25 protein-coding genes and 1 tRNA gene are annotated in these 23,156 nt (G+C 44.2%); 12 read left to right on the plus strand and 14 right to left on the minus strand.

The annotated features are described in order from the left end of the window. Nucleotides 1–434 precede the first annotated feature (434 nt). Both H6F73_RS16130 and H6F73_RS16135 read right to left on the minus strand, forming a co-directional pair. Nucleotides 435–908, minus strand: a complete 474-nt coding sequence (locus H6F73_RS16130; protein WP_190759775.1) for a tryptophan-rich sensory protein — start codon at nt 906–908, stop codon at nt 435–437. Between the two features lie 141 nt (nt 909–1,049). Then, a complete protein-coding gene (locus H6F73_RS16135) occupies nt 1,050–1,643 on the minus strand; it encodes a hypothetical protein (RefSeq protein ID WP_347239554.1) in 594 nt (197 codons plus the stop codon). A gap of 475 nt (nt 1,644–2,118) precedes the next feature. Between H6F73_RS16135 and H6F73_RS16140 the strand changes: the two genes are divergently transcribed. The 3 genes from H6F73_RS16140 (at nt 2,119) to H6F73_RS16150 (ending at nt 4,014) form a co-directional block, all read left to right on the plus strand. After that, complete coding sequence (locus H6F73_RS16140) at nt 2,119–3,018, plus strand: class I SAM-dependent methyltransferase (protein ID WP_190760048.1); 900 nt, start codon at nt 2,119–2,121, stop codon at nt 3,016–3,018. An 83-nt stretch (nt 3,019–3,101) separates the two neighbouring features. Further along, nucleotides 3,102–3,824: an HAD family phosphatase gene (locus tag H6F73_RS16145; RefSeq protein ID WP_190759777.1), complete on the plus strand. Its 723-nt coding sequence runs from the start codon at nt 3,102–3,104 to the stop codon at nt 3,822–3,824. Between the two features lie 117 nt (nt 3,825–3,941). Next, nucleotides 3,942–4,014 (plus strand) — tRNA-Ala (locus tag H6F73_RS16150). Between the two features lie 398 nt (nt 4,015–4,412). On the opposite strand, the gene H6F73_RS16155 is transcribed toward H6F73_RS16150, so the two are convergent. The 3 genes from H6F73_RS16155 to H6F73_RS16165 all read right to left on the minus strand — a co-directional run bounded on the left by H6F73_RS16155 (nt 4,413) and on the right by H6F73_RS16165 (nt 6,837). Next, nucleotides 4,413–5,237: an HNH endonuclease gene (locus H6F73_RS16155; protein WP_190759778.1), complete on the minus strand. Its 825-nt coding sequence runs from the start codon at nt 5,235–5,237 to the stop codon at nt 4,413–4,415. Between the two features lie 258 nt (nt 5,238–5,495). Continuing rightward, on the minus strand, nt 5,496–6,275 hold the full coding sequence (locus H6F73_RS16160) for a DNA cytosine methyltransferase (protein ID WP_199330623.1): 780 nt from the start codon (nt 6,273–6,275) through the stop codon (nt 5,496–5,498). Between the two features lie 151 nt (nt 6,276–6,426). Beyond that, a complete protein-coding gene (locus H6F73_RS16165) occupies nt 6,427–6,837 on the minus strand; it encodes a hypothetical protein (RefSeq protein ID WP_199330624.1) in 411 nt (136 codons plus the stop codon). A 341-nt stretch (nt 6,838–7,178) separates the two neighbouring features. Here H6F73_RS16165 and H6F73_RS16170 point away from each other — a divergent pair, with 341 nt between their 5' ends. Further along, the gene (locus tag H6F73_RS16170; RefSeq protein WP_190759779.1) at nt 7,179–7,739 is read left to right on the plus strand and encodes a Uma2 family endonuclease; all 561 of its coding nucleotides are present in this window, start codon (nt 7,179–7,181) and stop codon (nt 7,737–7,739) included. A 512-nt stretch (nt 7,740–8,251) separates the two neighbouring features. Here the strand turns inward: H6F73_RS16170 and H6F73_RS16175 are convergent. Together H6F73_RS16175 and psbN are read right to left on the minus strand one after the other, a co-directional pair. Beyond that, nucleotides 8,252–8,992: a glutathione peroxidase gene (locus H6F73_RS16175; protein WP_190759780.1), complete on the minus strand. Its 741-nt coding sequence runs from the start codon at nt 8,990–8,992 to the stop codon at nt 8,252–8,254. Nucleotides 8,993–9,790: 798 nt separating this feature from the next. Continuing rightward, nucleotides 9,791–9,922: a photosystem II reaction center protein PsbN gene (gene psbN, locus H6F73_RS16180; RefSeq protein WP_190759781.1), complete on the minus strand. Its 132-nt coding sequence runs from the start codon at nt 9,920–9,922 to the stop codon at nt 9,791–9,793. Nucleotides 9,923–10,005: 83 nt separating this feature from the next. Between psbN and psbH the strand changes: the two genes are divergently transcribed. From psbH to H6F73_RS16200, 4 genes are all read left to right on the plus strand, one after another. Next, nucleotides 10,006–10,209, plus strand: a complete 204-nt coding sequence (gene psbH / locus H6F73_RS16185) for a photosystem II reaction center protein PsbH (protein ID WP_190665460.1) — start codon at nt 10,006–10,008, stop codon at nt 10,207–10,209. A gap of 185 nt (nt 10,210–10,394) precedes the next feature. Beyond that, nucleotides 10,395–10,634: a TatA/E family twin arginine-targeting protein translocase gene (locus H6F73_RS16190; protein ID WP_190759782.1), complete on the plus strand. Its 240-nt coding sequence runs from the start codon at nt 10,395–10,397 to the stop codon at nt 10,632–10,634. 85 nt (nt 10,635–10,719) lie between these two features. Next, nucleotides 10,720–11,352 (plus strand): aminoacyl-tRNA hydrolase, encoded by a 633-nt coding sequence (pth, locus tag H6F73_RS16195; RefSeq protein WP_190759783.1) that lies wholly within the window; start codon nt 10,720–10,722, stop codon nt 11,350–11,352. 106 nt (nt 11,353–11,458) lie between these two features. After that, nucleotides 11,459–11,722 (plus strand): DUF3146 family protein, encoded by a 264-nt coding sequence (locus H6F73_RS16200; RefSeq protein ID WP_190759784.1) that lies wholly within the window; start codon nt 11,459–11,461, stop codon nt 11,720–11,722. A gap of 113 nt (nt 11,723–11,835) precedes the next feature. On the opposite strand, the gene H6F73_RS16205 is transcribed toward H6F73_RS16200, so the two are convergent. From H6F73_RS16205 to ntcA, 3 genes are all read right to left on the minus strand, one after another. Next, a complete protein-coding gene (locus tag H6F73_RS16205) occupies nt 11,836–12,255 on the minus strand; it encodes a pre-16S rRNA-processing nuclease YqgF (RefSeq protein WP_190760050.1) in 420 nt (139 codons plus the stop codon). 173 nt (nt 12,256–12,428) lie between these two features. Next, complete coding sequence (locus H6F73_RS16210) at nt 12,429–14,114, minus strand: DUF3084 domain-containing protein (protein WP_190759785.1); 1,686 nt, start codon at nt 14,112–14,114, stop codon at nt 12,429–12,431. Between the two features lie 335 nt (nt 14,115–14,449). Further along, nucleotides 14,450–15,121 (minus strand): global nitrogen regulator NtcA, encoded by a 672-nt coding sequence (gene ntcA, locus H6F73_RS16215; protein ID WP_190759786.1) that lies wholly within the window; start codon nt 15,119–15,121, stop codon nt 14,450–14,452. A 355-nt stretch (nt 15,122–15,476) separates the two neighbouring features. Here ntcA and fabI point away from each other — a divergent pair, with 355 nt between their 5' ends. Next, entirely contained in the window at nt 15,477–16,253 is a 777-nt protein-coding gene (fabI, locus tag H6F73_RS16220; RefSeq protein ID WP_190759787.1) for an enoyl-ACP reductase FabI, read from the plus strand. Between the two features lie 121 nt (nt 16,254–16,374). Here fabI and H6F73_RS16225 read toward each other — a convergent pair whose 3' ends face one another. Continuing rightward, entirely contained in the window at nt 16,375–16,755 is a 381-nt protein-coding gene (locus H6F73_RS16225) for a hypothetical protein (protein ID WP_190759788.1), read from the minus strand. A gap of 145 nt (nt 16,756–16,900) precedes the next feature. Here H6F73_RS16225 and H6F73_RS16230 point away from each other — a divergent pair, with 145 nt between their 5' ends. Continuing rightward, nucleotides 16,901–17,605: a DUF547 domain-containing protein gene (locus tag H6F73_RS16230; RefSeq protein WP_190759789.1), complete on the plus strand. Its 705-nt coding sequence runs from the start codon at nt 16,901–16,903 to the stop codon at nt 17,603–17,605. On the opposite strand, the gene H6F73_RS16235 is transcribed toward H6F73_RS16230, so the two are convergent. The 3 genes from H6F73_RS16235 to H6F73_RS16245 all read right to left on the minus strand — a co-directional run bounded on the left by H6F73_RS16235 (nt 17,587) and on the right by H6F73_RS16245 (nt 20,206). Continuing rightward, entirely contained in the window at nt 17,587–18,318 is a 732-nt protein-coding gene (locus H6F73_RS16235) for a TIGR04283 family arsenosugar biosynthesis glycosyltransferase (RefSeq protein ID WP_190759790.1), read from the minus strand. The two genes, H6F73_RS16230 and H6F73_RS16235, sit on opposite strands and share 19 nt — an antisense overlap. 48 nt (nt 18,319–18,366) lie before the next feature. Then, a complete protein-coding gene (locus H6F73_RS16240; protein ID WP_190759791.1) occupies nt 18,367–19,581 on the minus strand; it encodes an acyltransferase family protein in 1,215 nt (404 codons plus the stop codon). A 148-nt stretch (nt 19,582–19,729) separates the two neighbouring features. Next, a complete protein-coding gene (locus H6F73_RS16245; protein WP_199330625.1) occupies nt 19,730–20,206 on the minus strand; it encodes a rhodanese-like domain-containing protein in 477 nt (158 codons plus the stop codon). A gap of 170 nt (nt 20,207–20,376) precedes the next feature. Here H6F73_RS16245 and H6F73_RS16250 point away from each other — a divergent pair, with 170 nt between their 5' ends. Both H6F73_RS16250 and H6F73_RS16255 read left to right on the plus strand, forming a co-directional pair. Next, nucleotides 20,377–21,894, plus strand: a complete 1,518-nt coding sequence (locus H6F73_RS16250; RefSeq protein ID WP_190759793.1) for a thioredoxin-like domain-containing protein — start codon at nt 20,377–20,379, stop codon at nt 21,892–21,894. Between the two features lie 680 nt (nt 21,895–22,574). Then, nucleotides 22,575–23,042, plus strand: a complete 468-nt coding sequence (locus H6F73_RS16255) for a DUF4347 domain-containing protein (RefSeq protein WP_190759794.1) — start codon at nt 22,575–22,577, stop codon at nt 23,040–23,042. Nucleotides 23,043–23,156: the final 114 nt, after the last annotated feature.

Below are 23,156 nucleotides of genomic sequence, written 5' to 3' on the forward strand. Positions count from 1 at the left end.
CAACTGATATTCACACAGAATTATTCCTTAAGTAAAAAACAAATCAACTGTAAGGATGAAGTTGTTATTTTTAAGCTGCTGTTGAATGTAGAGGATATCTAAGAATTCTTTTACTCAAAACACTACAGCCATGTTTGACCTCGGAGATTGCGTCGTCAATCTAAAAACCGACAACTTCGGCAAAGTTATTGGATACGGCCACAAAATGAGTGACAATGTTTATACGACAACGCTTAAAGTTTTAGTGGCGCAATCTGAAACTTCTGGAAAAAGAAGATTTATATTCAGCCTGGGTGACGGGGTCGGAAATAAATTCTTCCACTGCTTCAAAATTAACCAGTTTCCAGGCAAAAAAAATATAACCGAACCAGGAGAGTGCGGGAGAGAATTTAAGGGCAGACATCTTGCCTGCCCTCGCCCGCGTATTTTTCCCACTATGCTGCCTCAGGATTCAGTTGAATCATCTCCCAAGTTGTATAGGTTCCAACTGGACTCCACAGCAAATAAGGTAAAAGTAAAGCCGCTGCCCATCCTGAAATAGGCCAAGCAAGCAGTGCCAGTACAACGCCTAAAATAACTCCAGATCCTCCTAGAATTGTGCCAATTTTCAGGCTACGAAGTCTGAGGGTCATCGGAATATAAGCGACTGTTACAATCTCCAGTAGCAGGTATAATCCCATCAGCAGCCAAGTTTTGAGGCTGCCTGGATCTTTATCCCAAACAATCGTAGCAGAGGCGGCTCCTGCCACAAAAACTATAGTCCAAATAAATGGAATAGCCGGCTCAAAAACTAGCCAATCAGGCCGGCGCAGGTGTACACCCCATATAGTATCTCGTGGCTTCATCAACGCAGTGCCCAAGGCAACTATGAAGGTAACACCTCCAATCACCATCCAAGGTTTTATCATCTTTTGACCCTTCAGTAAACGGCAAAGTTCTGCTGCTTTGAATTTGAAAAACAGCCCGATAAAATGATCGTGTCAGGTTCAATCAAGACTTTAATCAGCCTTTGGGATGAAAGTGCTTTACAACCTAAGTTGAGTTCAGGCTTATTTGCCCAAAGATATCGAAAAAGGCCCAAATCCTACTGAAGCCGAACGAGCTGCCTCTTCTGCGATCTCTACAAGAGTTGGCAAAGCTACAAAGCGAACGCTTTCAGGTGAGCTAAATTTGATTTCTCCGGGATCTTTGTGAATTTCAGAAGTGACAACTAACAGACGGAATGAATAAGTCTCTGTCTTCTGGAAAGGACGCAAAACAAAGTCAATTTCAGACTTTGGTTCACCAAAGGTGAGCGGCGTAAGTTGCTCGACTTGATGATGTCTATCAGGTGATTGTGACTCTATATAGATTGCTACATCGCCTTGAGTTAAGGTAATACCAAATTTAAAGTCCTCAAAATCTTCGTCTCCTTGATTGCTGACATGGAGCTGAACGAGCTGTACTTCTTCATATTTATAATCTTTTTCACCGTCAGACAAGGTAATTTGGTTGCGGTGACTGGAAGGCCCAAGGGGGTCTTTAAAAGTAGGAAATGTATCAACTCGGCGACCGATGGGTTGTTTTTGCTTCCGAAAATTAGAAATAGCAGTTTGAATTAATACTCCAACTACAACACCGGCAAGAGCGATGCCGGCAAGCACAAGGATTACAATTGTGTCCCACCTGATATCAGAAAATTGTTCTAACAAAGTTACTCCTTTGATTAAAGTGAATTATGACTTTAGATGTATTCGCTAACACACCATATTTTTACAAAAGAACTCACCTATTTTTTTAAATGCTGAGGTTGCTTTGTAAATCAGGGTATCTGCTTCTAATTCTAATAATTTTAATTGACTTGCCACGCTCAAATTATTCGCTAAGGCATAAATCTGGAGGCAATACAGCTCGGTTAAGGATATTGGTAAGCCCAAAAACGTTGAATCAAGTGGGCGAGAAAGTGGGAAAGCACAGGAACAGGGCAATGAGGAAACGACATGAAGGAAGTGTATCGGCAAAAAAAGCTACTGTGGCCTTCACTTGGAAGCCGGCATTTTAAAAATTCATTAAACTTTATCAAAGACAGGGATGCTTATTGAGCAGCTCGCCGGCAGTTCCTACAAAAACAAGAAGTTTATGACGGTTCGCAAGGACACAATTTTTGAGCGCTTCTTAGCGCCGGTGTTTCAACTCCTGATTGATCGCGACGAACTTGATCGGTTTTATAAAAGTATCGATTGGGAAGCTGAAGCCGCTCGCTTTGTCGCCCCAGATTTCGCTTATCCCGACTATTACAGCACCCAAAATTTCCACGGTATCCAAAACGGATATCTGAATGCCGGCGCGGCAGTTTCCTACGATCCCATCACCCAGTATGTGATGCCGCCTCATGAAACTTGGGTGCGCCAAGGTTTAATTGATGCAATTCGATGCCGGCCTCGACGGATTTTAGATTTGGGCTGCGGCACCGGCTCAACGACGCTGATGTTAAAACAAGCGTTTCCCGAAGCCGAAGTCATTGGTCTGGATCTGTCACCCTATATGCTGGTAAGGGCTGAGTATAAAGCCAGAGAAGCTGGATTGAACATTCAGTGGCGTCATGGCAAAGCTGAAACCACCGGCTTCCCTGACGCCTCCTTTGATTTAGTTACCGCATCGTTGCTGTTCCACGAAACACCGCCGGCAGTCTCCCAAGCGATCCTCCGCGAAAGCTTTCGGCTGCTTACTCCAGGCGGCGAGATGATGGTATTAGATGGCCGTCAAAAAACTTTGCGTCAAAGCGAGTGGTTAACTGATATTTTTGAAGAGCCTTACATCAAAGACTATGCTGCCGGTAGCCTGGATGCTTGGATCGGAGCCGCTGGATTTGAGGCTACCCGCACCGAGGATCTGTGGTGGGTGCATCAAGTGAGTGGGGGTGTTAAACCGCTTTCAGCTCAAGATGCAGCAGCCGTGAGAGCGCGAGTACGCCCGGATACAACCGGCATCTCGGACAGTCCCGATTCAGATGGTTTGCCGGCTCCAGCCTTCAGTTAAGTGGGATGTATTAAGGCTTCTTGACTGTTTGTTTCTTTTATGCTTAACCTATTTACTTTTGCCTTCCCAAGCCCCCAGTCCAGATGACTCTCAAAGCAGTTTTATTTGATTTCAACGGTGTCATTATCAACGATGAGCCAATCCACAAGCAGCTGATTGAGCAGCTATTTATTGAGGAAAACCTGCGGCCTAAGCGAGGGGAGTTCCGGCAGTTTTGTTTGGGGCGCAGTGATCGCGCTTGTATTAACGAGTTATTCGCCTCACGCGGGCGAGTTCTGAGTGAGGGCTACTTAAATCAACTGATTGTCCGTAAGGCGCAAGCTTATCAGCAACACTTGGAAACACTGGAAACTTTGCCTATCTATCCGGGGTTGGAAGACTTTATCTTCAAATTACAAGCTGCCGGCTTGAAACTGGGGGTGGTGAGCGGGGCGCTGCGGGTAGAGATTGAAACGGTATTAAACCGCGCTCAACTCGCACAGCACTTTCCTGTAATTGTGGCGGGAGACGATATCACCACCAGCAAACCCGAACCCGATGGATATTTGCTGGCAGTGGAACGCTTGAAGCAGCAGTATCCAGAACTCGACCTGAAACCTTGGGAATGTTTGGCTATTGAAGATACGCCGGCAGGAATTCAGGCGGCTTACCATGCCACTATGCAAGTAGTGGGAGTCGCAAATACTTATCCGTTTCATATGCTACAGCGTCAAGCAAGCTGGACGGTAGATTATCTGGCAGACTTGGAACTTGATCGGGTGCAGCATGACTATGAGCAAGCGATGATTGAACAAAAAGCGGGATAAGCCGGCTCGTGATTTTCAAGTTGAGATCTGAGATTTGCAATAAATTCACACACAGTCCTCTTGGTTAGTGCTAAGATGGTTTAGGCACGAAATCAGGCGTGCCGGTTTCGCTTGTAAGGGGAATTAGCTCAGCTGGTAGAGCGCTGCGATCGCACCGCAGAGGTCAGGGATTCGAGTTCCCTATTCTCCATTAGTTTTTGTCGAATGTCACATTATTTATCCGTGTTGACACATTGTTGTCCGCGATGCTAAATTACCTAAAATTTTTCCTTCAACCCGCCCCTATTCGGGAGGTTTGTTGAAACGCTAGAGAATCCAACTACTTTTTTTCTTTTAGGATTTTTCACCCTGTCCCTATTCAGGAGGTTTGTTGGTAATATTGCCATGTGGTCAGATATCACCATGCCTTATAAATGCGGTATACAAGAACGATAGCAGACATATAAAATCGACTGGGTTTACCGAGAACTAGGGGTGCTGTTTTGATATTTGCTAAACAGTTGTTTGACTAGACCCGCAAGCTACCTACCCTGCTGTCGCCAAGTTTCAAAGTCTGGATATGTGTCAACTTGTTTCAGTAGTTCGTTGCTAGTTAGTAATTTCCTTACCTATAAAAATTTCTTCTCTATGACGACGAATAAAATCAGGGTGCGGGTGAAATTTGTTAGGAAAATGTATTTGTTGCCCGCAATAACCGATAAAGTTGCGATATAAGGTTTCATCCGGTAAGAAACTTTCCAGATATGCACTAATAATAAGTCTATAATCCTCATCAAATGTAATCAGCCCCTTGTCAAACGCTGTATCTTGAGTACGAGCAAGACACAAACCATTATGAGGATTAAGCCGATGCTCTATGTAACTACCCCAGGGTAGTATATGGCTTGCAACCAAAAGTTCGGGAATTGGATTACCAGTAATGCAGCAACGGCTGTTGTAGTTAGCTAAAACAGTTTTACGGAAAAAATCCTGTCCTATTCGAGCTTTTACGCTCACTGTTGCTTCTGTTGAACCAGTGGGCTGACTTCTAGGTGTTGTAATCGGTATAGGGTTATTAAATTTTCGTTTGTTAGGTAGTTCATACTCTTCAGGTATTAAATTTTTAAATAGTTCTTGAAACCGTTCTTCACTTTCAACTCCAAGTTCTTCCCAATTGTTATAAAACTCTTGCCAAATTTCTCTGTCTGCTTTACTCGCATTGCGAAGACCTTGAACACCTCTGGCTTTTAATAGAGGATCAAGTGAAGCCAAATTACATAGCTTCATACTTAGGCTGCTTGGTGTTCTTCCTAACTTGTTAGCAACTTCAATAATAATTGGTGTTTTTTCATCTAGCTTTCCAAACGGAAGCTTGCAGTATAAATTCATTGCGATAATTAGTTCATCTCGTAACCAACGCTTACCTACAGCCATTTTTTAGTACCTTAACTATTTAAAACTATTATCTCCGCTAAAAGAGGCAGGACAGAATTCCCAAGTAGCTCAAACATTCTCGTTATAGGTGCATCAAGTACAAAATGATCTGGGTAACTTTGCAGTCCAAGCGTTTTAATTTATCAGGTATATTTTTATATTTACCCTCTTGATACATGATGCTGAATATATACAAATTCTTATTTTTATGCGAACGACAAATATGATTCCTTACCGTATTGTTAGCTTGAATTCTCATTAGCTTTTGAGACTCGGATTGAGGAAAAAATTATAAGCTTTAGGAGATTCAATTTGGTTGGGGGCAGTGTTTTTACTCTTCAAAGGTAAACATCTAGGTTCTAATTCTGGTAAATCTCCAATTGCTTCCCCTACAGAGACGGGAAAACCTATATTCGCATCTGGAAACTCGAAAGCTAGATTCGCATCTTTACGTCTACCAACAATGAATAAGCGTTTACGAATTTGAGGAACCCTGTAATCAGAAACAGTGAGAATTTGATAGCTAAGATTATAGCCTGGATAATCACGGTTTTTTCTACTTGAGCCATTCTCTAGATCTCTTGTCAAATTAGAAAATATCCAGTGATTGAGGAGATAATTCACATTTTCAATTACAAAAAACAAAGGTTTGTAGTATTTAACAAATCTAACAAACTCTTCATATAAAAAATTGCGGGCATCACTTTCAATATGTTTGCCTAATGATTTCATTTTACCAATGCCTACTACTGAAAATACTTGGCAGGGTGGCCCCCCTATTAAAATATCAATTTCTCCCGGCTTGAACCCCAGCTTACTAAAATCAGTAATAGATTCGATAGACTGAGCATCACACATTAGTTTACAGCTAGGGAAATTTTTATAATGAGTTCTTATTGCATGAGGATTTTTATCAATTCCCCCTAATATTTTACAGCCAGCATTCTGAAAGCCTAAGCTCATCCCACCTGCACCGCAAAAGATATCGAGTACCGTAGGTGATTTTTTATTTTTACTTTTCGACTTAAATTCAAGCATTATCAAAAAAACTGTACTACTTTTAATAATTTTACATTAACCTGTAGTTAGTCAATTATAAATATGAAAATATATTTCAAATTCAAGATTAATCTATTTTTAAAAAATCCATTTTTAATAAATCAAAACCTTGATAAAGAACTGCTTAAAACTATACAATTATATGCCAATTCGCTATTTCTCCAAACCCCATAAAACACCGCAGACACCACCCATCAACCCACAATCCCGGAATCTTAAACCTTGCCTTACACTTCGGACACTCTGGCAGTAAAGTCAATTCGTGCTTCTCACGGCTCTGCGTCTTCTTCAACTGAATTTTGCGACAAGGCACTTCAGCATAACACGCCCCACACAGCCGAATCGGCTCATGTTTCATCCGCACCCCTTCAGCAACACCGAGAAGTTGACTATCTACCAATAGCACATCTGCACGGGTATGATCGCATTGCCAAACGCGATTGCTATACTCCAGCGATAAATGTTTGCCATCACGAGTCTTAACCGATAGCCGCGCTCCACTCCATCCCCTACTGCTGACACTTTGGGTTTGCTTTTGCATCTCAATAATTGGCTGTAAAACTCGGTAAACCGTACGTTAACTAGGATAATCCTCCTCCCCTAATTCAGTCCCCTTGCTTGTACCGGCAGCGCCACCTACTTAGGCGTAATTCGCTTACTGCCCTTATTGCCCTATAGGTACTGCCTTTTGTTCTAAAGCAGTGATTTTGTGTCCCAGGTACGCATGACATTAGTAATATCTAGAGGTTCAGGCGGTGAGGGTGAAGTGCGTGAGATAGTTTGCACAATGATTTCTCAGTGCTATCGTCAATAATGAGGGAGGGTAAATCAAATCGGGTTGCGCTATCACCGAATTGTTTGAATTGAGGAGAATGAGGCGAGATGATCACCACTACTCAGGAAATTGCACATTTTTCAATAGAAGATTACCATCAGATGATTGCGGCAGGAATTTTGAGCGAGCGCCGCGTGGAACTACTCGATGGGTTGATTTGGGAACTGCCGGCAGAAGGAACGGAACACACCTATTTTGAGGAAAATTTAGCCAAAAGTCTGGAACGCTTAACAGAGGGGCGGGCGTATGTCAGAGAAAACAAGCCAATCACTTTGTCAAATTCCGAACCGGAACCGGATATCGTCATCCCTAAATTACCGCGTTCACAGTATCTAGAGCATCACCCATTTCCCACCGATATTTTATTGTTGATTGAAGTTTCCAAGTCCACGCTAGAACGCGATACTTCAGTTAAGAAAAGAATTTATGCGCGAGAGAATATACCAGAATATTGGGTCGTTGATGTTGCCGGCAGGAAGCTGATTGTTTATCGTTCGCCAGCGTTAGAAGATTATCAGCAAAAGATAGAGTTTTCGTCGATTGAAACAATCTCCCCGTTAGCTTTTGCCGATGTTGAGATTGCGATCACGCAGATTTTTTCCATCTGATGGGCGATCTTTTTGGCTACTAGGAGCAATCTTGACAGCTTGCCGGTCATCAATTGCTTTAACATGAGTGAACAATCGTTCATCTCACAGCAGCTTTTTAGGAATTCTTAGAATTGAAAGCCAAATTCTAACTCAACAAATGGGATCGCTATCCCGTGTTAACCGGGTCATTGAGCCGCTTAATTGCCCGATTCCCAAAGCAGACTTCTTTACAAACGGTTTGAATTGTTTCCTTCACGGTGTGGCCGGTTTATATTTCAAGGAAGGATCATTAAACAGAACTCTAGTAATACTAAATCCGGTTAGGGTTGGCGACTAAAAAAATCGGTTGCGACAGAGACACCCGCCCGAATTGCCAACTGCGTTTCGCTCCGCAAAAAAAGAGTCTGACTTAACCGGATTTGATATAAGTTCTCCCCCAACAGGGTTAAAAAAAACTCCCCAGCATGGTTGTGGGGAGATGTTCGGGGCTTCTAAAAATTGCAATTGATGGTTAAAAAGCCCTCATTCAATCACCCAGCAAGACTGCGAAAATACGCGTCAAGAGCGTCAGATCCGCCGATTAGCTTACCATCAACAAAGACTTGCGGAACTGTAGTCGCACCGGCAACTGCCCGCAGGGAGCGATTGGTGATTTCTGGACCCAAAACAATTTCCTCAAAATCGATGTTGTGTTCCTTCAGCGCCGCTTTCGCGCGAGCACAGAAAGGACAACCGACTTTGGTGAATAAAGAAACCATTTGAGGTTTTGCTGCATTGGGATTAATGTAGCGCAGCATTGTCTCTGCATCAGACACTTCAAACGGATCTCCCGCGACTTCCGGTTCAATAAACATCTTTTCGATGACACCATCCTTGACTAACATGGAATAGCGCCAAGAACGTTTACCGAAACCTAGGTCATCTTTATCAACTAGCATCCCCATTTGGGCGCTAAATTCGCCATTGCCATCGGGAAGAAACGTGATGTTTTCTGCTGCTTGAGTTTTCTTCCACTCATTCATCACAAAAGTGTCATTGACTGAGACGCAGACGATTTCATCTACGCCATTTTCCCTAAAAACTTTTGCGAGTTCGTTATAACCCGGAACGTGCGTAGAAGAGCAAGTCGGCGTAAAAGCGCCGGGAAGGGCAAAAACAATTACGGTTTTACCCGCAAACAGCTCGTCAGTCGTGATATCAACCCATTTATCATTCTGGCGGGTCTTGAAAGTGATGCTGGGAACTCTTTCCCCTTCACGATTTTTCAGCATTCCCTATCTCCTGTTGTGCGCGGTTTCGCCGGCAGCATTTCATTGAGCAGATTGCTTTGCTGCTGCCGGTGAGTCCAATAGAAAACTTAACACACGATCCCTACCAACGTTTGTCTTCTGCCTCTCAACGACAGACTTGACAGAGGAGTGGGTGTGATTAGCCAGTGAGTGGTTAGACGCTTGAAGGGTCAGACTGCGGTCACATCATTAGTTGACACAAATCACATTTTGCGATAGCAGCGGTCACTTTACAATATCTTTAAAAAACCTAGGATGATTATTAAGAGATAGAGGAGCGCTTTAACATGGCCAACAGCGAGAAGAAACTGCGTCAAAATCCCTATACCACTTATCGTGACCCCCAAACTGGCCTATGGATTGTTGTGAAACCGGATGAGGGAGCAGAGCGAAAAGTGGCTTAGGTGCCGGCTCAGCCGGATTTATCGCTTGAAGATATTAGTGCGCTCGAAGTGGGTTTCCCGCTCGCCCATGCCTGCCGGCTTCACGAGAGGGTGAAAAAGTCAAATGCCGGTTTCTATATAAAATTCCTTAAATCAATTGTTTATTTTAATCAGTTTCGTCCATTGGAAGAACCTGACAAACTCACCACTGACAAGCGATACCAGCTTATTAGACTGATAAAAAAATTTTTCATAAAAAATAAGTCCAGCCGATGTCCTCGTAATCGGCTAGGCTTGTTGGGTGATTTTAGACGCTCTCAAAAACGTTTTGTTTTGAGCAGCAAGTCAGGGAACACATTTGCTGAAACCTAGGCACAGCGGGTGCCAGGGCGGTATTTTAGTCTTCGTGATCCTCAAATGGATCGGCTAAGTCCTTAGAAGGTGGGCCAAAAGCCGTGTAGATTGAAAAGCCGGTCATGGCGACCAAGATGGCGCAAATCGAAATGCTAAGAACTGTTGCGGGTTCCATCTGATAAATAAATTATGAGTGTTAATCTTATACAATTTTACAAAACGTTAAAAACTTCTGTCGAGACTCTTCATAGGTGACTTATGGCACAACGGACTAGGTTGGGAGAAATCCTCAGACCCCTTAACTCCGAGTATGGTAAAGTAGCACCCGGTTGGGGCACAACGCCATTGATGGCTGTGTTTATGGGTCTATTTTTCGTATTCTTGCTGATCATTCTGCAACTCTACAACTCCTCACTGCTGATTCAGAACGTCGATGTGGATTGGAGAAGTCTAGGCGGCTAGTTGATGCTGTGGCAGTGTAGCGAGAGAGCAAGTGCGCCTCCCCAGCCACTCGCCACGAAACATTATTAACTCCACGTTTGGAAAGCCAGGAATTTATTCGTTAGGCTTGTGATATTGTTTCCCGGCTAGACCGGGATTTTTTTGTCGGTTTTATACTAGAGCGAGAAGTCGCAGGAGGAAGGCGCGTGAATATTTTTGGGATTGGCTTGCCGGAGATGGCGGTGATTATGGTACTCGCCTTGTTGGTATTTGGCCCCAAAAAATTGCCAGAAATCGGTCGCAGTATGGGTAAGGCGATTCGAGGCTTTCAGCAAGCTTCTAGTGAGTTTGAGTCAGAGTTTAAGCGGGAAGTTGAGGAAATCGAGCAAGCAACGACTGCGCCGGCTAAATCTGAGAAAATAACCGGCACATCTGAGCAAGGCTAGGGATATTGGGAAAAAATGAAGGATGAAGGATGAATTCGGCCTTTGGCCCTTTGCCTTCTTCTCAAGATTTAAAGACTGAAGTGTAATGACAGAAGCAACGGCATCACCGGCTTTGGTAATTCCCCAACTGATCGTGGGTTTGGGGAATCCAGAGCCAAAATATGATCGAACGCGGCACAATATCGGCTTTGCCGCTGTTGACGCCTTAGCCAGTTCTTGGCAGATTCCCTTGGCTGAAAATCGCAAGTTTCAGGCAGCTTTTGGGGAAGGACAAAGTTTAAAAGGCAATAAAATTCGCCTGCTCAAGCCGCTTACCTACATGAATCGCTCTGGCCAAGCGATTCGAGCGGTGACGGATTGGTATAAGCTGCCGGCAGAGTCGGTGCTGGTGATTTATGACGATATGGATTTGCCGGTGGGCCGGCTGCGGTTGCGGCTGTCTGGGTCTGCCGGCGGTCATAATGGGATGAAGTCTACGATCTCTCATCTGGGCACCCAAAATTTCCCCCGTCTGCGAATTGGAATTGGCAAGCCGGCTGAAAATGAGGGTGATCCTGCTATTTCTCACGTTCTTGGCAAATTTTCGCCGGCTGAAACGAAGTTAATGTCAGAAGTTCTGCAACTCGTTGTGGACGCCGTGGAACTCAGTCTCAAGCAGGGTGTGGAAAAAGCAATGAATTTTTACAATAATCGTACGGTCACCAGTGATGGTGCATAAATATCCGGGTAATTGCTAATCAATAAAAGTCTGTAGATGCGGGCTTTTTTTTTCTTCACCTAAATTTCGGCTGCTTGTAAATAGCATCTATACAGACGGATTTTGTATGAGTTATAACCGTCTCCCAAAAACAACGGCCCATGTTCGGGTCACTCAACAGTCTTGGCAACAAGGCACGATCGAAGGAGAAGTGATTGCCGGCTCCTATGCGTGGCAATTTCAATGGTGTTTCAAACGTGGCCAACTTGCCATTGAGCCTTCCAGCGGACGAGCTTTAATTCAGGAACCGCTAGGACGCTTCTTGGAAAAATGGGACTACCAGTTAGAACCTGGGGGTGATTACTCGTTTACGATTCGGGCGGAGCTTTAAGAGGGGGCATGGGGCATGGGGCATGGGGCATGGGGCATGGGGCATAGGGCATGGGGCATGGGGCATGGGGCATAGGGCATGGGGCATAGGCTTAGGGGCTGCGGCGGCTGGTTTTACCGGCTCTGGAGTTTTAAATATCGTTCGATTAAAACGATGGCGACAATGTCATCCACCGGACGGGGAGGCTCTCGCATTCCTTTGGGGATCAGGCGTGACAAGCCGGCAGGGGGATACATTTCCCAGTAACGATCCCGCGCCTCTAAGCTGCTGTAGCGCTCATCTACCATCACAATTTCCACTGAGGCCGGTAGTGCCTCAATGAGTTGTTTTTTCCAAGATTTCGCGGTGGTTTGATCTCCCATGACCAATAAGCCGGTGGGATATTCTTGACACAGAGATTGGATTGTTGAGATCGCCTTCTCTGACGGCACAACTTGATGTAGAAATACCTTGCCATTTACCCCCATTACAGCAACGCCACACTTGAGGCGTCCGGGATCAAAACCTAATATTCTTTCAGGAGGATTAATCATAACTTTCCAGGGAGAGAGCCGGCGAGAACAGAAAAAAGAAGACATGAATCTTCTCTTTTACCTTCTTACTTTTACCTTAATTTTCTTCATAATTGTGAGGATATTTTTTGCTGTGCCAAGATCAACGATACGCGAAGCGCTTGGACTTCGGTCGTGTTTCAAAAAAATAGTGATTAAGTACAATCTTGCCTACTTGCAGAACCAGGCCGGCACGTCTGAAACAGCACCTTTCCATCCTTAATCGCCACCAATTCCACCTTCAGAGGGCCGGCTGTGTATGTCATCTGTGACGCGATCGCTTTCACATCCACGGGTTGATTTTGCTGCTGAAGTTCCTCAAAAAAGCGAATTAGAGTTTGAATGCTACCGTCTCCAATTTGAACCGTATCAGCCAGAATACCCACCCGACGCGCTCGAAAACTAGAAGCAGCTAGCAGCAGCTCAATCCGCTCCCGCATCTGTTCCAATCTCATTGTTTTGGGATCAACAGAAGTTGCCGCCACCACATCTCCTGGCATAAACACAACTCGATTGCGGGCTGCATCCACAAAGACTTGCACCCGCGTTTCTCCCAATAAGTAATTAGCTGCTGAGAGAATTCTGATGACATACTCCTCACCATCACTAATTTGAGCGATTAATTCCTCAATTTGAGCCGGCGCAATTTGAACCACCTGTTCATTAACATCATCTGTCCCAGGTTGAGCAATCTTGATAGCAGATGCGTTCGCTTGCTGCAAAAGTTTCTCCACCGCTTGAGGGCCGGCTGAGGGATCGACGATTTGGACAACAGCAGAAGTTAGCACTTGCCCGCGTCGCAGAACAATTGTCCCGACTTGCAACTGTTGAAACTCTCGTTCCAAAAGTTGCACTTCTTGTTGTAAGAAAGCCTGTTGACTTTCCAATTGCTTAAGCTGATTTTCTTGCTGAGCTAGCAATTGATTTTTTTGCTCAATTTCTTTATTTTTTCGAGCAAGCTCTAGGTTGGTTTGCTCAATCTCTTGGTTTCTTCTGGCAAGTTCTAGGTTGGTTTGCTCAATCTCTTGGTTTCTTCTGGCAAGTTCTAGGTTGGTTTGCTCAATCTCCTGGTTTTTTCGAGCGAGTTCTTGGGTCGTTTGCTCAATTTGCTGATTCTGCTGAGCAAGCAATTGGTTCGTCTGTTCTATTTCTTGATTTTGTCGCGCAATATCTAGATTTTGCTGATCGATTACTTGGTTTTTCCGCTCAATATTTTGATTTTGTTGCTGAATCTCTTGATTTTTTTCATTAATCCTTTGATTCTGTTGAGCAATTTGAACTTTTCCTTGCTCCAACTGATCGAGCAGCGCTTGGCGTTCAGCTTGACGTTGTTTAATTTCTTCTTTCAGCGCTTCCTTCTGAGCGATTGTTTGACTCAGTTGGTTTTGAGAGTTTTTCAATTGCTGCTCTTTCGCGGCTAGTTCGTCAGCCGCGTCATCCAGTTTTCCGAGGGCAGCTTGCAATGACCAATTTGTTGCATTTAAGCGTTGCTGAGCCGCTGATTGCTCGGCTTGGGATTTGCTTAACTCAGCCTCTACTTTCGTTTTTTCAATATTGGCTTTTTCTAGGTCTTTACGGGTTTTTCTAATGTTTTCTTGAATCTGATCGTATTCAAAAATACCTTTGCGTAATGGCTTGCTTGTGGCAAATAAAATTCCCAGAGTTGAGGCGGAAATGGTAACGCCGGTAACAATCGTAACTAAAGTCGCTGTTTTCTTGGGACGGAGATTGAATAGGCTCAATCGCGCCTTTCCAACTTTCGTGCCAATGCGATCACCGGCTGTTGCGAGTACCCCCCCCAACAATAAAATTGCCACAATCAGGATGTATCCAATGGTCATCTACCTGTCGGGAAGCCCTTCAGTACAAAGCTACAGCAAACCAAGATACAGCCTAACGTTTCCGCGACACACTAGATCAGTAATTCCCGAAGGAGTTGCCAAAGGATGTTTGCTAGCAATTTTTTCCCAACCACTGAGATAGAGGCTAAGGACGAAAGTAGAGTAGCGCTATAGGGTGAAAAGTCCGAAGCAAAGGGTGAAACCAAACACCCTTTTATAGTAGCGAGGAGCGAATTGTGCCAACTGAAAATTCACTTTGTATAGGCTACACTTGCCAGCTAACGGCTTACCCTCACGCCCCTCATTTAGTGGAACGCGAATGCCGAAGTCATGAATTAGGTAAACTGCTGGCTTAAAGCGACTGGGTTGTGGACTGTAATCTTTTTCTTGTGGATGGAGATCATTTTTTCCTGCCGCAAATCTCCCAGTAACCGGGTGACGGTGACTCGTGTTGAGCCAATGGCTTCTGCGATGGCTTGATGAGAAAGCTTCAGGTCAATCGTAATCCCCTCGGTGCTGGGAACACCAAAATCCCGGCACAAAATCAGCAGAAAGCTGACAAGGCGCGAACCCATATCTCGGTGCGCTAGGGTTTCAATCATCATCTCGGTTTGCAAGATCCGAGAGGAAAGTCCTCGCAACATCACCATTGACAACTCGGGATCGTCTTTGAGTGCCTTCTCGACTTGTTCAATGGGTACTGAGAGCAGTTCCACCGGCGTAAAGGCGACTGCATGGTAAAACCTATCTGAACGATGTCCCGTAATCAGGGACAGCACCCCAAACACGCTATTTTCTCGCAACAAGGCAACGGTAATTTCCTCTCCAGCCTCATAAACTCTGGAAAGCTTCACCGCGCCTTTGAGGAGAAAATAAACCCGTTCTGCGGGATCTCCGGGAAAAAAGATTGTTTTACCCCGTTCGTAGGTTTCCACCACCGGCGGAAACGCCCCACCTCCTATTTGACGGAATACAGCGGCTAGCGGTCTATCTTGCGTCATGACCATATCCATTACCTTTCACCCGTGCCCTAGAGACTTTGCCCGATAACTACTCGACGAAGTAACTTATTGCGATCGTTGTCTGACTTTAGAACACATAATCCTACTCTCCGGTGTTTTTTTGTACAAAGCGATACATAATTTTGAAGGAGCCACGAATGAATAGGCAATTGGGGGCAAACTGAACTAAGTAAAAATGCTCTGCTGCCGGGGTCGCTGGTTTGTGTTTAAAGCTTGACCATTATCTTAGCGAGAACCTGGGACATCTGGGGGTCTTTTCTGGTGCTAGGTAACACTAACTCAGTTATTATTGGCTCTTTGGGCTTTATGTGGCCTGCAAATTGCTCTCAGATTGATAACTATGCTAGATTTAACCGGAAAAAATGCCCTTGTCACCGGCATTGCCAACAACCGTTCAATTGCTTGGGGGATTGCTCAACAGCTACACAAAGCGGGTGCGAATCTCGGCATCACCTATTTGCCCGATGAAAAGGGGCGTATGGAGAAAAAGGTGGCCGAACTGGTGGAACCGCTCAACCCTAACCTGTTTGTCCCCTGTAATGTCCAAGATGATGCCCAAATCCAGTCTACTTTTGAGACTGTGCGCGAGAAGTGGGGCAAGTTAGATATTTTGATTCATTGTCTGGCGTTTGCCGGCAAGGATGAACTCACTGGCGACTTTAGCAAGACTTCGCGGGCCGGTTTTACCCAAGCTTTGGAAATCAGTGCCTATTCGCTGGTTCAGCTAGCTGCGGCGGCTAAACCATTAATGACAGAAGGCGGCAGTATTGTCACGCTGACTTATTTGGGCGGTGTGCGGGTGATTCCTAACTACAATGTGATGGGAATTGCGAAGGCGGCGCTGGAAATGAATGTGCGTTATCTGGCGGCTGAACTTGGCCCGCAACAGGTTCGGGTGAATGCGATTTCTGCCGGCCCGATTCGTACGCTGGCTTCTTCGGCGGTTGGCGGCATTTTGGATATGATTCACCATGTTGAAGAAATTGCGCCCCTACGTCGCACTGTGACGCAATTAGAAGTGGGAAATACGGCGGCTTTCCTATGCAGTGATTTGGCGAGTGGCATCACCGGCCAAGTTCTGTATGTGGATGCCGGTTACGCAATTATGGGGATGTAATTCCCGATTGCTTGCCGGTTGAAGTCTGAAGTTATCCGAAAAAAGCCCGCACAGGCGGGCTTTATCAAAAGATTATTTTGTTGCTTAGATTAAGATAATTTTTTTACACCTTCCTCTCACGTCACTCGTCAAGAGGCATTTCGCAAATATAGTTAACCAGGTTTCCCAAGTCGCTTTCTGTATCATTTTCTCCTACCAAAGTCCACCGGGGATCTGAGGTTCGCCAGCGCCGGCCATTTTTGACTCTGACGGTTCTAAATTGTCTTTCTTCGCAGTCTACTTCCATCTCTGATACAACAGGGCCGTTGTTATATTCTGTGGTTCCATAAAATTCCCTAACTTCATAGGAAGGGGCACCTGGAAAGCGGGACTGGTTGAAACTAACGCTTTCTGGATTAACACAAATTCTCCCAAAACATTCGAGTTGTTGCGCGGTAGCATTGGAGCCGGCAATGCTGACAAAACTCAGCGTCACTCCCAAAAAAATATATTTTTTCTTCATGTTGTTTATTTTGCCATAAGTTTTAAATTACATTATAAGGGAATTATCTATTAGTTGAGTACGCTTTTCTATGAATTTTAAACAGTTTAAACAGACTGTAAAAAGCAGGTAAAGTAAATAAAGGAATCTTATCAGCCTAACTTCTATGATTGACTTTTCCCCTTGGGATGCACTTCTGCGCCGGTATGTTGATGATCAGGGACGGGTAGACTATCTAGCTTGGAAAAATGAGCAACCTCAAACGCTTGCCGGCTGGCTGTCGAATTTAGCGCAGCCGGCTACTCAACTCGATCTTAACTTTAATGAGCAATTAGCCTTATGGATTAATCTTTACAATGCTTTTACAATTTCCACGATTCTAGAACGATACCCGATTGATTCGATTCGGCCTAAAATTCTAGGAATGCCTAACTGGATTGCCTTTTTGTGGTTCTTTTCTCGTCCGGCTTATTCGTTTGCCGGCAATCGTTATAGCCTTGCTCAAATTGAAAATAAAATTTTACGGGATCAATTAAATGAACCCCGAATTCATTTTAGTATTGTCTGCGCTTCTATTGGATGTCCCTTATTAAGAAATGAAGCATATTGGCCAGAACGCGTGCAAGAGCAGTTAGAAGATGACGTGCGCCGATTTATTAATAATCCAGAAAAAGTTCGTTATGATTCTCAGGATAAGACGCTTTACTGTAGCCAAATTTTAAAGTGGTATCGCAAGGATTTTCTGAAACTTGCTCCTTCTGTTCAAGAATATATTCGCTCTTACTTGATAGAAGATTTACCGATAACTTCTGAAACGCCAATCTCTTATTTATATTATGACTGGAATCTCAATCAACGGATGTCTTCATAGAATTGTTTTAAATAAGTTGCAGAAGCACCAAATCCCCAGAGAAAGCCAATGTAAAGGTAGATTCTTGTTGCTTTGAGAGAACCCCATTTCGCCACGCGCCGGTCTGAAGTTTGAACGATGCGGTTTACTAAGCGAATTTTTCCTTTCTGAACAAGTTTGAGGCATAGATCCCCATCCTCCATAATCGGAAGATTTTCATCAAAACCGGCACACTCCCAAAACTCATGTCGGCGGCAAAAGATTACTTGATCACCGAATAAGAGACGCAATCCTTTAACAAATAGATGCGGTTTAAAAAGTAGCGGCGCGTAGTAAGTTTTGATATAATTATGTAAAGAAATTCCCCATCTCGTTGTTTGAGTGCCGGCCATCAGCGCAATAAATCCCCCAGCAACAACTTTTTCATCCGCTAAAGTTTGCTGGATCACTGCGATTAAATCATCTGGAATCCAAGTATCTGCGTGTAAGAAACAAAGGATATCGCCGGTGGCAACTTTTGCGCCTTGATTCATTTGAATGGATCGTCCCCGCCGATCACATATTTCAACCGGCACTCCAGCAGCTTTAGCAATTTCGACTGTTTTATCTTCACTGCCACCATCCACCACAATCACTTCCCAAGCGGCAGGATCGAGTGCCTGAAGGCAACGCAAGGTGCGTCCCAGGCTGGTTGCTTCATTTAGGGTAGGAATGATGATAGAAACGCGAGACATTATAAAATGTTTTATTAATTATATTGTTTGCACAGTTATGCAAGATTTCTACTGGGTGGAGGATGCCTTTTCTTGAGATATCGCCGGCTCAGAATTAATTGGCTTTAACCCAAACATAAATCGCGCGAGATTAATTCGCTTGACGAATAGATCGTACAGGATAATGGTTCCTAAAAGCGACGCTGTGCTGATTATCCAAAATTTCTCCATTATGCCGGTATTCCATTGCACGACATAAAAGCCAATTGCCACAACAACCGTTTGATGAAGAATATAAAACGGGTAACAAGCAGCACTTGCATATTGCAGCAAACGATTGTTGAAATTTAAATAGCGTTGAGCTAAACCGAGCAGAGCAATTACCCAACACCAAGAATTAAATCCGCGAAATAGTTGATAACCGACATATTCCCATGAGTAACCCTGTTCGGGAACGGTATCAGTTCCCCATAAAAACAAAAGCACTGTCATGCCGGCAACTGCAAGAATGACAGACACGTTTAAGTTTTTATCAATCGCTTGCTTGAATCTCGAATCGGAACAGAGGAGATAGCCATAAATAAAATAAAGAAGATATAAACAAAAATTTGCCCAATCATCATAGAGATTTTGTAAACCGGGCCATCTGGGACGTAAAGCGCCTTCAATAATGGCCAGGGGAATTGCTAATAAAAAGATTGCTCCTGGCTTTTCTAAAAAATTGGCAATCTTTGGAATTACAGCCTGAGTTTCTTTCTTTTTCAAATGAAGGAATAGGGGCAGTGCAATTAAAGAAAAAACTAATAGATAAATTAAAAACCAAAGATGCGCCCATTCAAAATTTCCTTGGGGACGAATGCCATTAAAAAATTGAGGATAAAACTGCAAGTAAGAGGCTTGATAGTCAGGGTTGCTTAAAAGCCGGTAATAGACTTGAGGGGGAACAATGACTAAAGTTCCAAATAAGAATGGGATGAAAAGTCGTTTCAAGCGTTCTTTAATATATTCGCTGCCGGTGCGAAACGAAAGTGCGAACCAAGTGGATGATCCCGACACTAAGAAAAAAAGCGGCATATGCCATTGGTGAACAAATGTGATAAATAACTGCATTGCCGGACTTGCTACGTCATTTTTTACATAAAATTCCCCAAGATTGCCACGATAAAAAATTGCAGCGGTATGAAAATAAATTAGAAGTAAAACTGCTAGTACCCTAAGCCAATCAAGCTCATAACGTCTTTCAGGCTTACTCGTAACTTCTGTAGTGCGATCCGCTGAGTTCATGGATAGTAGTTCTCCTGATTGGCGGAAATAACAAGTCTTAATAAAGATTAGATGGGCGAAGTGAAACGGAGGGTTCGCTATCGCTTTATTCATCGTACAAATAACGACTATCGAAGTCCCCCTTCTCAAGGGGGATTTAGGGAGATATTCAGTAATCAATAGCAGCGCGACACCGGCATTCAACTAATTTCCCCCAAAAGGCATCGTAGGGATGTACTAATTGTGCCGGCAACCCTTCTTTAAAAATTGGCCGGTTTTCATTTGCCCATTTAAAGATGCTCCCTTCCAAATTATAAACGTGATGAAATCCAGCTTCTTGAAGCTTTTGAACAACACCGGCACTGCGATACCCAACTGAACAATAAACAACAACCGGCTGATCAAAAGCAATTTCTTCAAATGCCGCACAATCAGGAACCTTTGGATCAATCCGCTGCGCTGCTTTTAGATGACTCACCGTATACTCCGCCTCAGTTCGAGCATCGAGTAAAATCGGCTTTAACTGTGCAGGATCTTCTAGCCACTGCGCCAATTCTTTTGTGGAAATCCACTGGATATCGGGAAATTTCATTGTGATCAGGCGCTTGAGGAGTTGAAAGACAAGCGCACGTCCAACAAAAAACATTTTATAGATTATTTTGATAATTATCAGCTTAATTGTAACCATTTTCTAATGTAAATCAGATATGAGATTTTTTTATTTCAGGAGACAGTAACCGCTAGTAAGCGTGTTTTTTGGGCAAAATTGAAAATTCGTTAAAGTAAAGAAATGTAAAGTTTCTGCATGAATGGATCATGACCACCACACCCCGCGTCAGAGCACCTGAACTTCCCCAGAATTACCCCTGGCTGAACACAGATCGCCCTCTATCCCTGCAACAGCTAAAAGGGCGAGTTGTGATTCTTGACTTTTGGACGTATTGCTGCATTAACTGCGTGCACGTGCTGCCAACGTTGAAATATTTGGAGCAAAAATACAAAGATTCCCTGACAGTCATCGGTGTTCACTCTGCCAAATTTGAAAACGAGAAGGAAGTCGAGAACATTCGTCAAGCGATTCTGCGTTATGACATCGAGCATCCGGTACTCGTTGATAGCGGATTTAGAGTTTGGCAAAGCTATGCTGTCCGCGCTTGGCCCACTTTGATGGTGATTGATCCACAAGGTTACGTCATCGGTTACGTTGCCGGCGAAGGCAACCGAGATGCGTTAGATGAACTGATTGGCAAATTAATCCAGCAACACAAGGATGCCGGCACGATCAATTTTCAGGAACTCAGCCTCAGTTTGGAGAAGCAGCGCAAACCGTTGGTGACGCCTTTGGCTTTCCCCGGAAAGGTTCTGGCGAGTCAGGATTGCCTATTTATTGCAGATTCTGGTCATCACCGGCTCGTTATTAGCACCTTGGATGGCAAAGTTTTGCACATCATCGGCACCGGCACTCCCGGATTAACCGATGGTTCCTTCACCGAAGCACAGTTTTTTGCACCGCAAGGCATGGCGCTGGATGCGGAAAATCAAATTCTCTATGTTGCGGATACGGAAAATCATGCGCTGCGGCAAATTGACTTGCAGAATCAAACTGTTGCAACGATTGCCGGCACTGGCGAACAAAGCCACAACATTCATCCGCACAGTGGTGCCGGTTTGCAAACTGCTTTAAATTCTCCGTGGGATTTGCAACGGGTGGAAAATCACCTATTTATTGCAATGGCCGGCCCTCATCAAATTTGGGAAATGCAACTAGACACCGGCATGATCGGCACCTATGCCGGCACCGGCAGAGAATTTTGCATTGATGGTGATTTAACAGAATCTGCCTTTGCACAACCCAGCGGCATTACCACCGACGGGGAAGAACTTTTCGTTGCAGACAGCGAAATCAGTTCAATTCGCGCCGTTGGCTTGGGAGAAAATGCCAAAGTGCGAACCGTTTGCGGCAGCGGCGAACTCTTCGGTTTCGGCGACAAAGATGCTCAAGGCTTGGATGTGCGGTTGCAGCATTGCTTGGGGGTGGAATATGCCGGCGGTTTCCTTTGGGTGGCAGATAGTTACAACCACAAAATCAAGCGGGTTGATGCAAAGACTGGAATTTGCCTCTCTGTTTTAGGGGATGGAGTGGCCGGCTTGCAAGATGGTGTAGGCGAGGAAACTCGCTTCAGTGAGCCTGCCGGTTTGAGTGTTCTCGGTTCCTATTTATACATTGCCGATACAAACAATCATGCGATTCGGCGCGTAGAACTGGACACACTGAGGGTGAAAACCCTTGAGTTTCCGGGGGTGTGTGCGCCAGATGTTTGCGTGCCGGTGTAGAGTCTTAATCGCCCTTTTTTTGTTAAGTCTGCGCCGGTTTTTCTGTTAACACGCTTGCGGGAAGCCGGCTGACTGACAAATCTAGGGCAAAAAAACGTTTAGAGCATTCAAATAGCGTCTACCTTGAGGAGGATATTGTTAATTTTTAGCCTCTATAACCCTCTAATCTCAGTTTGAAACCTCGTCAGGTTGAGCATCTCGGCTGCTTAAAAAATTGGAATTTTTAGAATTCACTCACCTTTCAAATTGCGCGACTTTACAAAATCTTTAAATAACCTCTACCTTGGGGTGGATATTGTTAACCCTACCCCTTTAACTAAGCTATTTTTAACCTTGATATAACGTGAATACAGCCGCTCTAACGCCCACTACTTACTTATACGGACACACAGAATTTTTGCAAAAAAGACGAATCTTTAAAATTTCAGTATGATTACGGATGATGATTTGGAGAAAACATAAAATAATTGTGTACATAGCTTGAGCAGTCAATCAGGTGTGTAGATAAAAAACTCGACATTATAGAGTTTTGTTGATTTCTTAAAGGGCGTAGCCCCCAAGAGTTGACCTAGATACCGGGTTACTCGTCTCCAGAGGTGCTTCTACAAACATTACAAGCAAAACGTTCAACTGCCTTTGCGCTCGTTGAATTGAGCTAAGCAACTGATGGAGAAAATGAGATGGCTGCAAATGAACAAAGCGTCGTTTTTATCGATTCAGCGATTAAATACTTCCTAAGTCTTACCGCTGGATTATCACTCAAATCAAAATCTCCGATAGCAGACGCCAAAAAAGATGGGTTTGGGCGAATCAGTGAAGCATTGGAGAATTACATTCCGATTTCTATCTTGCAAAATGTTTTTCGCGGTAATCCCAAGCGTGGGCGGATAGGTGCATTTCAGCTAAATTTAGCTAATCCAGCCCACTATGCAAATCAGTTGCAGCATTGGATATCAGTCTTTTCTTGTGACTTAACCGGCACTGCTTTTGCTGCCGGTGAGAGAAATTTAGACTACGCAATCGACGAAACTAAAGCGCCTTCGCTTTTTGCCGCAGCGCTCGCTAACGCCTGCCGTCGTGTTCTTGGGAGTGCAATCCCAGCATTATCATTGCAACCGGCTATAACCAAAAAACCGGATTTTGCATAAGGCAGAGAAATCAAACGCATGGTTTATGACTTTAAAACCTTTGATGCAAACGCAACCAAATTACGAGTTGCAATCAATCGAAACCGTCAACTGGATCATGTTAACGCTCAGCAA

This window comes from Microcoleus sp. FACHB-68, from assembly GCF_014695715.1.
Lineage (GTDB): Bacteria > Cyanobacteriota > Cyanobacteriia > Cyanobacteriales > Oscillatoriaceae > FACHB-68.

Bases quoted from the DNA above. Each gene is read 5' to 3' on its own strand.
- H6F73_RS16130 (WP_190759775.1), bottom strand. From the start codon at position 908: ATGATAAAACCTTGGATGGTGATTGGAGGTGTTACCTTCATAGTTGCC.
- H6F73_RS16140 (WP_190760048.1), top strand. From the start codon at position 2,119: ATGACGGTTCGCAAGGACACAATTTTTGAGCGCTTCTTAGCGCCGGTG.
- H6F73_RS16145 (WP_190759777.1), top strand. From the start codon at position 3,102: ATGACTCTCAAAGCAGTTTTATTTGATTTCAACGGTGTCATTATCAAC.
- H6F73_RS16155 (WP_190759778.1), bottom strand. From the start codon at position 5,237: ATGGCTGTAGGTAAGCGTTGGTTACGAGATGAACTAATTATCGCAATG.
- H6F73_RS16160 (WP_199330623.1), bottom strand. From the start codon at position 6,275: ATGCTTGAATTTAAGTCGAAAAGTAAAAATAAAAAATCACCTACGGTA.
- H6F73_RS16165 (WP_199330624.1), bottom strand. From the start codon at position 6,837: ATGCAAAAGCAAACCCAAAGTGTCAGCAGTAGGGGATGGAGTGGAGCG.
- H6F73_RS16170 (WP_190759779.1), top strand. From the start codon at position 7,179: ATGATCACCACTACTCAGGAAATTGCACATTTTTCAATAGAAGATTAC.
- H6F73_RS16175 (WP_190759780.1), bottom strand. From the start codon at position 8,992: ATGCTGAAAAATCGTGAAGGGGAAAGAGTTCCCAGCATCACTTTCAAG.
- psbN (WP_190759781.1), bottom strand. From the start codon at position 9,922: ATGGAACCCGCAACAGTTCTTAGCATTTCGATTTGCGCCATCTTGGTC.
- psbH (WP_190665460.1), top strand. From the start codon at position 10,006: ATGGCACAACGGACTAGGTTGGGAGAAATCCTCAGACCCCTTAACTCC.
- pth (WP_190759783.1), top strand. From the start codon at position 10,720: ATGACAGAAGCAACGGCATCACCGGCTTTGGTAATTCCCCAACTGATC.
- H6F73_RS16200 (WP_190759784.1), top strand. From the start codon at position 11,459: ATGAGTTATAACCGTCTCCCAAAAACAACGGCCCATGTTCGGGTCACT.
- H6F73_RS16205 (WP_190760050.1), bottom strand. From the start codon at position 12,255: ATGATTAATCCTCCTGAAAGAATATTAGGTTTTGATCCCGGACGCCTC.
- H6F73_RS16210 (WP_190759785.1), bottom strand. From the start codon at position 14,114: ATGACCATTGGATACATCCTGATTGTGGCAATTTTATTGTTGGGGGGG.
- ntcA (WP_190759786.1), bottom strand. From the start codon at position 15,121: ATGGTCATGACGCAAGATAGACCGCTAGCCGCTGTATTCCGTCAAATA.
- fabI (WP_190759787.1), top strand. From the start codon at position 15,477: ATGCTAGATTTAACCGGAAAAAATGCCCTTGTCACCGGCATTGCCAAC.
- H6F73_RS16225 (WP_190759788.1), bottom strand. From the start codon at position 16,755: ATGAAGAAAAAATATATTTTTTTGGGAGTGACGCTGAGTTTTGTCAGC.
- H6F73_RS16230 (WP_190759789.1), top strand. From the start codon at position 16,901: ATGATTGACTTTTCCCCTTGGGATGCACTTCTGCGCCGGTATGTTGAT.
- H6F73_RS16235 (WP_190759790.1), bottom strand. From the start codon at position 18,318: ATGTCTCGCGTTTCTATCATCATTCCTACCCTAAATGAAGCAACCAGC.
- H6F73_RS16240 (WP_190759791.1), bottom strand. From the start codon at position 19,581: ATGAACTCAGCGGATCGCACTACAGAAGTTACGAGTAAGCCTGAAAGA.
- H6F73_RS16245 (WP_199330625.1), bottom strand. From the start codon at position 20,206: ATGTTTTTTGTTGGACGTGCGCTTGTCTTTCAACTCCTCAAGCGCCTG.
- H6F73_RS16250 (WP_190759793.1), top strand. From the start codon at position 20,377: ATGACCACCACACCCCGCGTCAGAGCACCTGAACTTCCCCAGAATTAC.
- H6F73_RS16255 (WP_190759794.1), top strand. From the start codon at position 22,575: ATGGCTGCAAATGAACAAAGCGTCGTTTTTATCGATTCAGCGATTAAA.